Origin of the sequence: Massiliimicrobium timonense (assembly GCF_002160865.1) — a bacterium.
Lineage (GTDB): Bacteria > Bacillota_I > Bacilli_A > Erysipelotrichales > Coprobacillaceae > Allocoprobacillus.
The window spans coordinates 1-14,963 of the sequence record NZ_NFLJ01000010.1 but is presented as its reverse complement, the minus strand read 5'-3'; the positions used below and the strand labels follow the sequence as shown (position 1 = coordinate 14,963).

The window sequence follows — 14,963 nt, the reverse complement described above, 5'->3', positions numbered from 1 at the left end:
ACAAAGGTGAATTTGTTATAGTATTGATAAAGAGTTTATAAAGCATTTGATAAAGTAAATAAAGAGGACGTCTTTATCATCTGCTTTTTTATTTAAGGAGGAATAGAGATGAAACTATTTAACTCATTAACGAATAAGAAAGAAGAATTTGTTCCTATTAAAGAGGGAGAAGTGAGTATTTATGTTTGTGGTCCAACGGTCTATAATTATGTTCATATAGGAAATACGCGTCCTATGATTGTTTTTGATATTTTAAGAAGAACATTTGAATATTTGGGTTATAAGGTGACTTTTGTATCTAATTTTACAGATGTCGATGATAAAATCATTAAAGCCGCTAAAGAAGAAGGAATTTCAGAAAAAGAATTAACGGATAAATATATTAAAGCTTATGAAGATGTTCGTAGAGGTTTAAATCTTTTATTCCCAACTTATGCACCTCGTGTTACAGAAACAATGCAGCCAATCATTCAATTTATAGAGCAGCTTGTTAAAGATGGATATGCTTATGAAGTTGATGGCGATGTTTATTTTAGAGTGACAAAGATTAAGGAATATGGTATGTTGTCTGGTATCAAAATTGAAGATTTGATTGCTGGAGCGAGTGAACGTGTTGAAGACAATGATAAAAAAGAAAGTTCTACTGATTTTGCATTGTGGAAAAAAACTGATGAAGGAATTCAATTTGATAGCCCATGGTCTAAAGGAAGACCGGGGTGGCATACGGAATGCGTTGTGATGATCAATGATATTTTTGAAAATGGATATATTGATATTCATGGAGGAGGACAGGATTTAAAATTTCCTCATCATGAAAATGAAATTGCTCAGTCTATAGCTTGCCATCATCATCCTATTGCACATATCTGGATGCATAATCAAATGATTAATATTAATAATCAAAAGATGTCAAAATCTTTGGGAAATGTTTTATGGGCAAAAGATTTATTGGAACAATTAGGATGTAATGTTTATAAGTGGCTGATGTTATCAACACATTATCGTAATCCATTGAATTTTACTGATGATGTTTTAAATAATGTGAAAAAAGAAGTGGAAAAAGTAGAAAATATTTTAAAACAGTCTTCATTGTATCTACAGGTTCATCATTGTCTGGAAAATGAGTATTGTCAGGAAACAGTAGATGAAATGGTAAAAGCACTTAGCGATGATTTGAATACATCTTTAGCTTTGACACAGATTTTAGGACAAGTGAAAGTGTTAAATCAATTAATGCGTGTTAAGGATAAAGATAATACTATGATTTCTAAGGAATATCAGACACTTGTGAAAATGTTGGATACGATGGGATTTTTACATGAAACAAAAGTGCTAAGTGAAGCAGATATTGCTTTATATCAAAACTGGCAAAAGGAAAAAAGTGAAAAGAATTTTGAACAGGCAGACCTTTTAAGAAAAGAATTACAGGATAAAGGAATTATATAAATGAGGCCAGAATTAATGAATGTATTAGCCTTAGCATATTTGGGAGATAGTATTTTTGAGGTTTATGTCAGAGAGTATTTATTAGTTGAAAAAGGAATAATGAAACCAGATTTATTACAGAAAGAAGCTAAATTTTTTGTGAGTGCTAAAGCACAGGCGGCCTTTATACAAGAAGCATTAAAACAGCAATGGTTAACAGAAGAAGAAATAGGTATTTATAAAAGAGGTAGAAATGCAAAGAGTCGACATGTTCCTAAAAATACATCTGTCATGACTTATAATCAGTCGACTGGTTTTGAAACATTAGTTGGACATTTATATTTATTAAAAAAACAAGAGAGAATTACAGAGATTTTTGATTTATTTAAAGAATTTGTAGATGGAAAATGAGAAAAAAATGAGACAAATTTGAGACGCATGGAGAGAAAAATATGACACAATATATTTATGGGAAAAACACAGTAATTGAATCTTTAAAGGGAAATAAACCAGTTTATGAGGTTTATTTGATGAAAAATGCAAAAGATGATAAAGTTCTTTCTTTAGCAAAAGCAAAGAATGTTAAAGTTCATATCGTGCGTCATAAAGATGAGCTAACGAAACTTGTTGGTTCAGTCGTGCATCAGGGAATTGTGGCAGCTATAGAAAGTTATCGCTATTATTCACTGGATGAAATGATACAGGCTATTCCAAAAGGAAAGCAGCCATTGTTGGTAATGCTGGATGGTTTAGAGGATCCTCATAATCTAGGAGCGATTTTAAGAACCTGTGATGCTATTGAGGTTGATGGCGTTATTATTGGCAAAAAGCGTAGTGTGAGTTTATCTCCAACAGTCGCAAAAGTATCTACAGGTGCTATTGATCATGTCAAAGTTGCTCAAGTCACGAATCTATCTCGTACTTTAGATGAATTAAAGAAACAAGGTTTCTGGGTTGTTGGCTGTGATTTAAATCAATCACAGGATTATCGTGCGATTGATTATAATATGCCACTGGTTGTTGTGATTGGTTCCGAAGGTTTTGGCATTTCACGTCTTGTTAAAGAACATTGCGATATGAATGTTGTTTTGCCAATGACGGGACATGTGACATCACTTAATGCCTCTGTTGCTTGTGCAGTTATACTTTATCAGATTTACAATTCACGTCACCCTTTAAAGTAGAAGGGAGGTAGCATGAGAGGCTACAGTAATGATGATGAATTGGTTTATTTAATGCATTGCGGTAGTGAAAGAGCAAGGGAAATACTTTATCGACGCTATTATCATTTGGTGTCGAAATGGATGTTGACGTTTTCATATTATTTTGTCAGTGGGTATGAACATGAAGATTTTATTCAAATGGCAATGATGGGGTTTCACGATATTATTGATAGTTATCGTGATGATCAAAAAGCGACACTGGCCACATTTATGAAAATTGCACTGACAAAACGTATTTTAAGTTTATTGCGTGTAAATAAAGATATTTGTTATCGTGCTGGAACAACGATTTTATCTCTTGATAATTATGTCGATGACGATAAAGAAATACGTTATGTAGATATGGTTGTTGATAGTCATGAACATTATCATCCTGAGATGAGCTTGATGGTGAAAGAGGCAAAAACTTATTATTCAACACAAATTGAAGCACGAACGTCACCTCGAGAAAATCAGGTTATGAAGTATAAAAAAGAAGGATATGATGAAGTAGAAATTGCTAAAAAACTTCATATTTCAGTGAAAAGTGTCTATAATGCTGTTTATCGCTATTCAAAGAAAGTTGTTGGCATTGACGAGCTAAAATAAATGTGTTAAATTATAAAAACGTAAAGGAGTGATGAACATGAAACAAAAAGTGATTCTCGTATGTACGGAGTGTTTATCACGTAATTATTCAGTCACTAAAAATAAAAGATTAAATGTAGAAAGACTTGAGTTAAGAAAATATTGTAAAAAATGTGGAAAACATACAATTCACAAAGAAACGAAATAGGAGGTCAACATGAAAATCAAGGAATGGTGTACATTAAAAGGCATTCGTGCTGAAATCAAAAATATTCATTGGTTAACAAAAAAGGAATTAGCTTATAATTCTGTTGTGGTTTTGGTTTTTTGTTTTTTATTTGGCGTTTATTTTTATGGTAGCGATGCAGTGATTGCATTAATTTTGAAAGCATTGGGGATGAATTAAGATGTCTGGAATGAATGATGAAGGAAGACGCTGGTATGTTGTCAATACATATTCAGGTCATGAAAACAAAGTAAAAGAAAACTTAGAAAAACGTGTTGAATCTATGGGACTTCAGGACTGTTTATTTAATATTGTTATTCCTGAACATGTAGAAACAGAAATTAAAGATGGAAAAAAGATTAATAAAACAAAAAATATGTTTCCAGGATATGTTTTAGTGGAAATGATTATGACAGATGAAGCCTGGTATATTGTGCGTAATACATCTGGAGTTACTGGTTTCATTGGGTCATCTGGTGGGGGTGCTAAACCTTTCCCGTTACCTAAGGAAGAAATTGATCCTATTTTAAAGAGCATGGGAATCAAGACTTCTCAACTTGAAGTTGATTTTGGTGTAGGTGATGAAGTGAAAGTCATTTCTGGTCCATTTGCTGGAAAACAGGGAAAAGTAGAGTCTATTGATCATGAAAAAGAAGTGGCTTCTGTTTTTATTGATTTTTTAGGAAATGAAAACTTAATGGAAATCGGACTTGTTCAATTAGAGAAAGTAGAATTATAAGAAAAGGTCATTTTTGATGATCTTTTTTTGTAAAAAAGTTGATATATTCAATAAAAAACTATTGCAATCTGTGATAGTTTATGTATAATAAGTAAACGACGCAATATGTGTTATTATGCGTGGGAGGATTGACTGTCCTTTACCACAGCACGGACAAATTTTTATAGGAGGTGTGTCGCGTGAGTAAGAAAGTCACAAGAGTTATGAAAATTCAATTCCCTGCTGGGGGAGCTAAACCAGGACCAGCTTTAGCAGGTGCTGGAATTCAAATGCCAAAATTCTGTACTGCTTTCAATGATCAGACAAAAGATCGTATGGGAGAAACGGTACCAGTTGTTTTGACAATTTATGAAGATAAAAGTTTTGATTTCGTATTAAAAACTGCTCCAACTGCAGAAATGATTAAAAAGGCATGTGGAATTAAAAAAGCTGCATCTGATTCTAAACAAACAGTAGCAACTTTATCAGCTGATAAGTTAAAAGAAATCGCTGAATACAAAATGCCTGATTTAAATGCTAACGATTTAGAAGCAGCAATGAAAATCGTAGCTGGTACTGCTCGTAATATGGGTGTAAAAGTTGAAGGCTTAGATGCTTAATTTTAAAAAGAGGAGAAAAGAAAATGGCTAAAAGAAGTAAGAAATATCAAGAAGCCGCTGCTCTTATTGAAAAAGGTAAAGCTTACCCAATTGATGAAGCAGTTGCTTTAGTAAAGAAAACAAGTAAAGTCAATTTTGATGCAAGTGTGGATGTTGTATTTAAATTAGGATTAGATACAAGACATGCTGATCAACAGTTGCGTGGAGCAGTCGTTTTACCACACGGAACTGGAAAAACAAAGAAAGTATTAGTTGTCACTCAAGGAGCTAAAGTTGAAGAAGCTAAAGCTGCTGGAGCTGATGTTGTAGGTGGAAAAGAAATCCTTGAAGATATTCAAAAAGGATGGCTTGATTTTGAAGTAATGATTGCAACACCAGATATGATGGCTGAATTAGGGAAATTAGGACGTATCTTAGGTCCTAAAGGTTTAATGCCTAACCCTAAAACTGGAACAGTAACTATGGATGTAGCTAAAGCTGTTCAAGAAACAAAAGCTGGTAAAGTCACTTACCGTACTGATAAAGATGGTAATGTTCATATGCCAATCGGAAGAATTTCTTTCGATGATGAAAAAATTGCAGAAAACTTTAAAACAGTTTATGACTTATTATTAAGAATTAAACCATCTTCTGCAAAAGGAACATATATGAAGAATATTGCAATTTCTTCAACTATGGGTCCTTCAGTAAAAGTCGCTTCTATGTAATAGAGAAGCTATATTAACGACGCAATCAATATACCGTAGACAGCAACGGGGAAACCTTAATCAAGTTGCCGAGGTGATATTGTCAAAGAATTGACAACTCCCTCGTAAATACGAGGGAGTTTTTCACGGATATATTGTTGCATATATAAAATTAATAGGAGGTGTAACAATGTCAAAAGAAATCTTGGAAGCTAAACAACAAGTTGTTGCAGAAATCAGTGAACAATTAAAAAATTCACAATCTACAGTTGTTGTTGAATATCGTGGATTAACAGTGGCTGAAGTTACTGAATTACGTAGAGCTTTAAGAGCTGAAAATGTGGGATTTAAAGTTTATAAAAACACATTAGTTCAAAGAGCTGTTGAACAAGAAGGTATGAACGAATTAGAAGAATACCTTGTTGGACCAAACGCATTGGCATTTGGTAAAGATGATGCAGTGGCTCCTGCAAGAATTTTAGCAAATTTTGCAAAAGATCACGAAGCATTACAAATTAAAGCTGCTTATATCGAAGGTAAATTCTTACCTAAAGAAGAAGTAATGGCAGTATCACAATTACCTAATCGTGAAGGTATGTACTCAATGTTACTTGCATGTATGAAAGAACCTGTTGCTAAAGTGGCAAGAGTTATTCAAGCTGTTGCTGACGCAAAAGGTGGAGATGCGGCTGAAGAAGCTGCTGCTGAATAGTTAAAAATGAACGGAGGAAAATAAAATGGCAAAATTAACACATGAAGATATCTTAGCTTATTTAGAAGAAGCTACAATTTTAGAATTAAATGATTTAGTAAAAGCAATCGAAGAAAAATTTGATGTAACTGCTGCTGCTCCTGTAGCTGTTGTTGCTGGTGGAGAAGCTGCTGCAGATGCTGCTCCAGCTAACGTAACTGTAACATTAACTGATGTTGGTGCTACAAAAGTTGCTGTTATCAAAGCAGTAAGAGAAATTACTGGTTTAGGATTAGTTGATGCTAAAGGTTTAGTTGACAAAGTTCCTGCTGAAATTAAGAAAGATATTCCAGCTGAAGAAGGAGCTAAGATTAAAGAACAATTAGAAGCTGCTGGTGCAACTGTAGAAGTTAAATAATTTCTAAAATTAAAAAGCCCTTATTGAAGGGCTTTTTTTTAACAAGGAGTGAGATGATGGCTCATTATTATACAAATAATACTGATTTAAAATCACAGAAAAAATATATTACATTTCAATATCGTAATCAAGATTTGACTTTTGTCAGTGATATAGGGGTTTTTTCTAAAGAGTATATTGATTATGGATCACGTGTTCTTCTTGAAAGTATACATCTTTTACCATCACAAAAATCATTACTGGATGTTGGGTGTGGTTATGGTACATTGGGGTTATCATTAAAAAAAGTGTATTCATGGCTTAAGGTGGAAATGGTTGATGTAAATGAACGTGCTTTGAATTTAGCTAAGGAATCAGCTTGTTATAATCAGTTGGAAGATGTTACAATATATAAAAGTTCGGTTTATGAAAATGTCAAAGGAACTTTTGATGTTATTGTATCTAATCCACCGATTCGTGCTGGAAAGACAATTGTTTTTGAAATTTTAGAAAAAGCATATCATCATTTAAATGATTCGGGAACTTTGTTTGTTGTTATTCAAAAAAAACAAGGGGCTCCTTCTGCTAAGAAAAAGATGGAAGATGTTTTTGGGAATTGTGAAATTATAAAAAGAGATAAAGGATATTTTGTTTTAAAATCGGTAAAATAACACTGTTTTTTGTGTTTCAAAAGAAATTTTGAAATTTATGATTTGGTATTGACTTCAACTGGCCTCTATGCTAGTATAATAAAATGCCTACTCATATATAAAAAGCAGTGTTTTTTGCTTGCTTTAATTAGGAGATAGAGATCATGAATAAGGAGTGAAACAGGCTTGGAAAGAAATGGAACTCAGGCAAAAAGTCGTATTAATCGTCGCAATTATTCAAGAATTAGTGGGTCTTTGGAATTGCCAAATTTAGTAGAAATCCAGACAAATTCTTTTGAATGGTTTAAAAACGAAGGAATTAAAGAAGTTTATAACGATGTTTATCCTATTAGCAATTACAACGAAACTTTAACTTTAGAGTTTGTGGATTGTCGCTTTGATGCACCGAAATATTCAGTGGAAGAAGCAAAAGATAGAGATACAAATTATTGTGCACCTATTCGTGCAACTTTACGTTTAGTGAATAATGGCACTGGTGAAATTAAGGAAAATGAAGTCTTTATGGGTGATTTTCCATTAATGACAGATTCTGGTACTTTTATTATTAATGGAGCTGAACGTGTTATTGTTTCACAGTTAGTACGTTCGCCAGGAGCATATTTTGCTGATGCAATGGATAAAAGTGGTAAAACTGTTTTCACTGGAAGTATGATTCCTTCACGAGGAACATGGCTTGAATTTGAAAACGATGCAAAAGATATTTTAAATGTACGTATTGATAGAACTCGTAAAATACCGGGAACGATTTTATTACGTGCTTTAGGATTAAGTAGTGATGAAGATATTATTGAAGTATTAGGAGATCATGAGTTTATCAGAAATACATTAGCTAAAGATACAACTCATAATACTGATGAAGCTTTAATTGAAATTTACAATAAATTAAGACCAGGGGAACCTGCAACTTTAGAAGGTGCTAACAATTTATTATATACAAGATTCTTTGATGCAAAAAGATATGACCTTGCACGTGCAGGACGTTTTAAACTTGGTAAAAAATTGAGTTTATTAGATAGAATTACAAACCGTGTTTTAGCTCAAGATGTTATAGATATAGATGGAAATGTTGTGATGAAAGAAGGAACTTTATTAACAAAAGATAAAGTAGACCTTTTAGCTCCTGTTTTCCAAGCTGGAGCTCATATGAGAGATATTCACACAAATGATTTTTTAAGATCACATGGACGTATTCAAGTATTAGAAGTTTATGTTGATGAAACAAAATCAAAGAAAATGAAAGTTGTAGGGACAGATTTATCATTAGATTGTAAATATATTACAATTTCAGATATGATTGCAGCCTATTCATATATGTTAAATCTTGTGGATATCTATGATTCATTAGATTTAGCAAGTGATGATAGAGTCAATTTGATGAGTCGTATTGGTTTATTAGATGATATTGATCATTTAGGAAATAGACGTGTCCGTTCTGTTGGAGAATTGATTCAAAATCAATTTAGAATTGGTTTGTCAAGAATGGAAAGAGTTGTTAAAGAAAGAATGTCATTGTCTGAAGTTGATAGTGTCACTCCACAATCATTAACAAACATTCGTCCATTAACAGCCGCTATTAAAGAATTTTTCTCATCATCTCAGTTATCTCAATTTATGGATCAGATTAATCCATTAGCAGAGTTAACGAATAAACGTCGTTTATCAGCGTTAGGGCCAGGTGGGTTATCAAGAGATCGTGCTGGTTATGAAGTTCGTGACGTTCATGCTTCTCACTACGGTCGTATTTGCCCAATTGAAACACCTGAAGGTCCAAATATCGGGTTGATTTCAACGTTAGCTTCTTATGCAAAAATCAATAAATATGGATTTATTGAAACACCTTATCGTAAAGTCAATCATAGTGTTATTGATGAAGATGATGTGCGTTATTTAACAGCTGATGAAGAAAAGAATTATGTGATTGCACAAGCTAAGGTTCAACATGATGAAAATGGTAAAATCCTTGATGAACAGGTTATTGCCCGTCATTTAGGGGAAAATATCATGGCAAAACCAGAAGAAATTGATTTTATTGATATTTCTCCAAAACAGATTGTTTCTGTTGCCACTTCATGTATTCCTTTCCTTGAAAATGACGATGCCACTCGTGCCTTAATGGGTGCCAACATGCAACGTCAGGCTGTCCCATTATTAAATCCACATACACCTCTTGTAGGAACTGGTATGGAATATCAGGCAGCAAGAGATTCTGGAGCAGCCGTTGTTGCGAAAAAAGATGGTATTGTTACTTATGTTGATGCGAAAAAGATTATTGTTGAAGAAGATACAGGGCCTCATAAATATCGTTTGACAAAATTTGCGATTTCCAATGCAGGAACTTGTATTAACCATAGACCAATTGTAAAAGTTGGCGATCAAGTTGTGAAAGGTGAAATTCTTGCTGATGGTCCATCAATGGAACAGGGAGAATTAGCTTTAGGACAAAACGTATTAGTTGGTTTCATGACATGGAATGGTTACAACTATGAAGATGCTGTTATCATGTCTGAAAGATTAGTTAAAGAAGATGTTTATACATCTATTCATATTGAAGAATATAGTATTGAATGTCGTGATACAAAATTAGGACCTGAAGAAATTACAAGAGATATTCCTAATGTTGGTGAAGATGCACGTAAAAACTTAAACAGTGAAGGTATCATTATGATTGGTGCTGAAGTTAAGGAAGGTGACATCTTAGTTGGTAAGGTCACACCAAAAGGACAAGCGGAATTATCTGCAGAAGAAAAATTATTATTAGCAATCTTTGGTGAAAAATCTAGAGAAGTCAAAGATAATTCTTTAAGAGTTCCTCATGGAGGGGCAGGAATTGTTCATGATATTAAAATTTTCTCTAGAAAAAATGGTGATGAATTACAACCGGGTGTTAATAAAGAAGTTAAAGTTTATATCGTTCAAAAACGTAAAATTTCTGAAGGTGACAAGATGGCAGGTCGTCATGGTAATAAAGGGGTTATTTCTAAAATATTACCAATTGAAGATATGCCACACTTAGAAGATGGAACAATTCTTGACATCATGTTGAATCCATTAGGGGTTCCTTCACGTATGAACATTGGGCAGGTATTGGAATTACATTTAGGTTATGCTGCCAGAGAGTTAGGTATGTATTTTGCAACACCAGCTTTTGATGGTATTAATTCAAAAGATCTTGAAGATATCATGAAAGAAGCAGGAATGTCTGTTGATGGAAAACAACCAGTGATTTCTGGAATGACTGGTGAATATTTTGATTCAAACGTTTCTGTTGGTGTCATGTATATGATTAAATTAGCTCACATGGTTGATGATAAACTTCATGCCAGATCAGTTGGTCCATACTCTTTAGTAACACAACAGCCTCTTGGTGGTAAAGCACAAAATGGTGGACAAAGATTTGGAGAAATGGAAGTTTGGGCACTTGAAGCTTATGGTGCAGCTTATACACTGAGAGAAATTTTAACTGTCAAATCTGATGATGTTGTAGGACGTGTCAAAACTTATGAGGCTATTGTCAAAGGACAAAAATTGCCTGAACCAGGACTTCCTGAATCATTTAGAGTTTTAACAAAAGAATTACAGGCTTTAGCTTTAGATATTCGTATGTTAGATGAAAATGGTGAAGAAATAGATGCAAGAAAGATTGAAGATGAAGAACGTCGCTTCCCTACTTCAATTGATACAACTCCTGAACAACCAGAGGTTACTGATGAAGAAGTGGCTGAGGTTGAAGGTGATTTCTCAGAAGATGAAGAATCATTTGATGATTTAGATTCAGCAATTGATGAACTCTTTAGTGATGATGAAGAAGAAAGTAACGAAGAATAGGAGGAAATATGAATGGCAGATGTCAATAACTTTTCAGCAATCCAAATTGGATTAGCTTCTCCAGAAAAAATTCGTGAATGGTCTTATGGTGAAGTTAAAAAACCTGAAACTATTAATTATCGTTCTCAAAAGCCTGAAAAAGATGGTCTATTTTGTGAAAAAATCTTTGGACCATCTAAGGATTGGGAATGTAGCTGTGGAAAATATAAGAAAGTGAGATATAAAGGTGTTATCTGCGATCGTTGTGGTGTTGAAGTGACAAAATCATCTGTACGTCGTGAACGTATGGGGCATATTGAACTGGCTACACCGGTTGCACATATCTGGTATTTAAAGGGTATTCCATCAAGAATGGGATTAATCCTTGATATGACACCAAAACAACTTGAAGAAATTATTTATTTCGTTTCTTATGTTGTTACTGATAAGGGAAGTACACCTTTAGAATATAAACAAGTCTTATCTGAAAGAGATTATCGTAACTGTTATGAAAAATTTGGTCATCAATTTGAGGCTAAAACTGGGGCAGAAGCGATTAAAATCTTGCTTCAAAAAGTCGATTTAGATGAAGAATTTGAATTGGTAACAAAAGACTTAAAAGAAGCACAAGGACAAAGACGTTCAAAATTATTGAAAAGACTTGAAGCAATTGAGGCATTTAGAACTTCACACAATCAACCAGAATGGATGATCTTAGATGTTCTTCCTGTTATTCCACCTGATTTAAGACCAATGTTACAATTGGATGGTGGACGTTTTGCGACAAGTGACTTGAATGATTTATATCGTCGTGTTATTACACGTAATAATCGTTTGAAAAAGTTGTTAGAGCTAGGAACACCTTCTATTATTGTGCAAAATGAAAAGCGTATGTTACAAGAAGCAGTGGATGCCTTAATTGATAATGGACGTCGTTCAAAACCAATTACTGGGGCTGGAGGAAGACCATTAAAATCATTAAGTCATACGTTAAAAGGAAAGCAAGGGCGTTTCCGTCAAAACTTACTTGGAAAACGTGTTGACTATTCAGGACGTTCAGTTATCGCTGTTGGACCTGATTTAAAGATGTATCAATGTGGTATTCCACGTGAAATGGCTTTAAACTTATTTAAACCATTTGTCATTAGTGGATTAGTAAGAGAACAAATAGCAACAAATATTAAAGCGGCTGAAAGATTAATTGATAAGATGGATGATGTGATTTGGCCAATCGTTGAAGAAGTCATCAAAGAACATCCAGTCTTATTAAACCGTGCGCCTACATTGCATAGATTAGGTATTCAGGCATTCGAACCTAAATTGGTTGAAGGACGTGCTATTCGTTTGCACCCATTAGTATGTCCAGCGTTCAACGCTGACTTTGATGGTGACCAGATGGCAGTTCACGTTCCATTAGGGGAAGAAGCTATTCAAGAAGCTAGACAGTTAATGTTAGGTTCTCACAATATCCTTGGACCAAAAGATGGAAAACCTATCGTTACACCTTCTCAGGACATGGTGTTAGGTAACTATTACTTAACATTAGAAGATGAAGGGGCTGTTGGTGAAGGAACTGTTTTTGCAGATGTGAATGAAGTTTTAATGGCATATGATGCAAAAACTGTACATTTACACACAAGAATTGCGATTAGAGGAAAATCTTTAAAGAATAAGACATTTACTGAAAAACAAAATAATAGCTATTTAATTACAAGTGTTGGTAAAATTATCTTTAACCAGATTTTTGATGGGGCATTCCCATTTATCAATGATTCTAGTAAAGAAAATTTAGTAGCAACACCAGATAAATATTTCGTACCAATGGGTACTGATATTAAAGCACATATTAAAGCACAGCCTTTAATTAAACCATTGGGTAAAAAAGCTTTAGGAAACATTATCAATGAAATGTTTGATCCTACAAAAATTAGTGATACAACAGCGATGTTGGATAAATTAAAAGATCAAGGATTCTATTATTCTACAATTGCTGGTATTACAGTTTCTGTTTATGATATTCAGGTTCCACAAAGTAAATACGTTTTATTTGATGAAGCTGATGAAAAACTTGAAGTAATCAAGAAATTATATCGTAAAGGGAAAATCACTGATGAAGAAAGACATAATATTGTTATTAAGTTATGGGAATCTGTTAAAGACCAAGTTCAAGCTGTTGTTAAGGAAGAATTTGAGGCAGATGATCGTAATCCAATCTTCATTATGTCTGATTCAGGAGCACGTGGTAATATCTCAAACTTTACACAGTTAGTAGGTATGCGTGGATTGATGTCTAATCCAAAAGGTGAAACGATTGAGTTGCCTATCAAATCTTCATTTAGAGAAGGTTTAACAGCATCTGAATTCTTCATCTCTACACATGGTGCCCGTAAAGGATCTACTGATACAGCCTTAAAGACAGCCGATTCAGGATACTTGACAAGACGTTTGGTTGATGTTGCTCAAGAAGTCATTGTTACTGAAGATGATTGTGGCACAGATCAGGGATTTGTTGTTACTGAATTGTACAATACTTCAGATAATTCAGTGATTGTGCCATTATATGACCGTCTAGTAGGACGTTATTCTCAAAAGGATGTTGTTCATCCTGAAACAGGAGAAGTGCTTGTTCAAGCGGGAGAAATGATTGATGAAGCGATTGCTAAAAATATTACAGATGCTGGAATCAAAGAAGTTGAAATTCGTTCAATCTTTGGATGTAAAGCTAAAAATGGAATTTGTAGAAAATGTTATGGTCGTAACCTAGCAACTGGGGAACAAGTTGAATTAGGAGAAGCTATTGGTATTATGGCTGCTCAATCTATTGGTGAACCTGGTACTCAGTTAACAATGCGTACATTCCACATGGGTGGAGTTGCCGGTGGTGCTGATATCACTCAAGGTTTACCTCGTATTCAAGAGCTATTTGAAGCGAGAAATCCAAAAGCAAAATCTATTATTTCTGAAATTGATGGTGAAGTTTCTAATATCATTGATAATAATGGTAGAGCAGAAGTTGTCGTTTCTAATTTGTTAGAAACAAGAAGTTATTTAACACCATATGGTGCAAAATTAAGAGTATCTGTCGGTGATGAAGTGGGAATTGGATCTAAAATTACAGAAGGTTCAATTGATCCAAAGGAATTACTGGCAGTGGCTGATGTGAAAGCTGTAGAAAATTATATCTTGAAAGAAGTTCAAAAAGTTTATCGTTTACAAGGTATTGAAATTTCTGATAAACATATTGAAGTTATTATTCATCAAATGTTGAAAAAGATGCGTATTGTTGAAGGTGGAGATACAGGAGCATTGCCTGGAACACATATTAATGTTCAAAGATTTACAGAATTGAATAAGGAAGTCTTAAAGGCTGGAAAACATCCTGCTGTTGCTAGACCAATCTTATTAGGTATTACAAAAGCATCGTTGGAAACAGAATCATTCTTATCTGCTGCATCATTCCAGGAAACAACAAAAATCTTAACGGATGCTGCAATTAAAGGAAAAATTGATGAATTAAAAGGTCTAAAAGAAAATGTTATTATTGGTAAATTATTACCTGCTGGAACAGGTTTAAGAGGACCTTTGAAATCTCCTGAAACAATTGCTAGAGAATTAGAAGAAGCACGTAAAGAAAAAGAATTGGAAGAAGCAGAACACTTGGAAGCTGAGACTTTATCTGAAAGTTTATTAAGTAGTAGTGAAATTGATGAAGAATTTACATCAGCAGAATAAATCAATTAAACAAGATCTGAATACAGGTCTTGTTTTCTTTTAAAAAACAAAAAAAGTGTGTCAAGCAAATTTGAAAATGTCCTAAAAAATTTTAAACATTAGCACCAGAACGGTGCTTTTGTTTTGCAAGAAAATTTAAGTAGGAAGCCTGTTTCCAAGGATGATCTATAGGTGGAATATATTTTTTCTTTGGTCTGGCTTCT

Annotated in this window: 14 protein-coding genes and 1 other annotated feature; all 14 genes read left to right on the top strand. The window is 33.7% G+C overall.

Translation table 11 applies throughout. From position 1 onward, the window contains the following. Positions 1 to 108: 108 nt before the first annotated feature. Positions 109 to 1,446 (top strand): cysteine--tRNA ligase, encoded by a 1,338-nt coding sequence (gene cysS, locus B5E75_RS04580; RefSeq protein WP_087357607.1) that lies wholly within the window; start codon positions 109 to 111, stop codon positions 1,444 to 1,446. Then, positions 1,447 to 1,836, top strand: coding sequence for a Mini-ribonuclease 3 (locus B5E75_RS04575; protein ID WP_087357606.1), 390 nt, complete (start codon positions 1,447 to 1,449; stop codon positions 1,834 to 1,836). 41 nt (positions 1,837 to 1,877) lie between these two features. Beyond that, positions 1,878 to 2,609 carry a 23S rRNA (guanosine(2251)-2'-O)-methyltransferase RlmB gene (gene rlmB / locus B5E75_RS04570; protein WP_087357605.1) on the top strand — a complete coding sequence of 244 codons (732 nt, stop codon included), beginning with the start codon at positions 1,878 to 1,880 and terminating at the stop codon, positions 2,607 to 2,609. Between the two features lie 12 nt (positions 2,610 to 2,621). Next, the gene (locus tag B5E75_RS04565; protein ID WP_087357604.1) at positions 2,622 to 3,236 is read left to right on the top strand and encodes a sigma-70 family RNA polymerase sigma factor; all 615 of its coding nucleotides are present in this window, start codon (positions 2,622 to 2,624) and stop codon (positions 3,234 to 3,236) included. 37 nt (positions 3,237 to 3,273) lie between these two features. Beyond that, positions 3,274 to 3,423 carry a 50S ribosomal protein L33 gene (gene rpmG, locus B5E75_RS04560; RefSeq protein ID WP_087357603.1) on the top strand — a complete coding sequence of 50 codons (150 nt, stop codon included), beginning with the start codon at positions 3,274 to 3,276 and terminating at the stop codon, positions 3,421 to 3,423. A 9-nt stretch (positions 3,424 to 3,432) separates the two neighbouring features. Continuing rightward, positions 3,433 to 3,621 carry a preprotein translocase subunit SecE gene (gene secE / locus B5E75_RS04555; RefSeq protein ID WP_087357602.1) on the top strand — a complete coding sequence of 63 codons (189 nt, stop codon included), beginning with the start codon at positions 3,433 to 3,435 and terminating at the stop codon, positions 3,619 to 3,621. A gap of 1 nt (position 3,622) precedes the next feature. Next, entirely contained in the window at positions 3,623 to 4,180 is a 558-nt protein-coding gene (nusG, locus tag B5E75_RS04550; RefSeq protein WP_087357601.1) for a transcription termination/antitermination protein NusG, read from the top strand. A 179-nt stretch (positions 4,181 to 4,359) separates the two neighbouring features. After that, entirely contained in the window at positions 4,360 to 4,779 is a 420-nt protein-coding gene (rplK, locus tag B5E75_RS04545; RefSeq protein ID WP_087357600.1) for a 50S ribosomal protein L11, read from the top strand. Positions 4,780 to 4,802: 23 nt separating this feature from the next. After that, positions 4,803 to 5,486: a 50S ribosomal protein L1 gene (gene rplA / locus B5E75_RS04540; protein WP_087357599.1), complete on the top strand. Its 684-nt coding sequence runs from the start codon at positions 4,803 to 4,805 to the stop codon at positions 5,484 to 5,486. Between the two features lie 15 nt (positions 5,487 to 5,501). Next, positions 5,502 to 5,620 (top strand) — a sequence feature (ribosomal protein L10 leader region). 35 nt (positions 5,621 to 5,655) lie between these two features. After that, entirely contained in the window at positions 5,656 to 6,177 is a 522-nt protein-coding gene (gene rplJ, locus B5E75_RS04535) for a 50S ribosomal protein L10 (protein ID WP_087357598.1), read from the top strand. A gap of 25 nt (positions 6,178 to 6,202) precedes the next feature. Then, the gene (gene rplL / locus B5E75_RS04530; RefSeq protein WP_087244292.1) at positions 6,203 to 6,574 is read left to right on the top strand and encodes a 50S ribosomal protein L7/L12; all 372 of its coding nucleotides are present in this window, start codon (positions 6,203 to 6,205) and stop codon (positions 6,572 to 6,574) included. Between the two features lie 56 nt (positions 6,575 to 6,630). Continuing rightward, positions 6,631 to 7,224 carry a class I SAM-dependent methyltransferase gene (locus B5E75_RS04525; protein ID WP_087357597.1) on the top strand — a complete coding sequence of 198 codons (594 nt, stop codon included), beginning with the start codon at positions 6,631 to 6,633 and terminating at the stop codon, positions 7,222 to 7,224. 165 nt (positions 7,225 to 7,389) lie between these two features. Further along, positions 7,390 to 11,049, top strand: a complete 3,660-nt coding sequence (rpoB, locus tag B5E75_RS04520; protein WP_087357596.1) for a DNA-directed RNA polymerase subunit beta — start codon at positions 7,390 to 7,392, stop codon at positions 11,047 to 11,049. A gap of 12 nt (positions 11,050 to 11,061) precedes the next feature. Further along, positions 11,062 to 14,760: a DNA-directed RNA polymerase subunit beta' gene (gene rpoC, locus B5E75_RS04515; RefSeq protein WP_087357595.1), complete on the top strand. Its 3,699-nt coding sequence runs from the start codon at positions 11,062 to 11,064 to the stop codon at positions 14,758 to 14,760. The last annotated feature ends 203 nt before the right edge of the window (positions 14,761 to 14,963 follow it).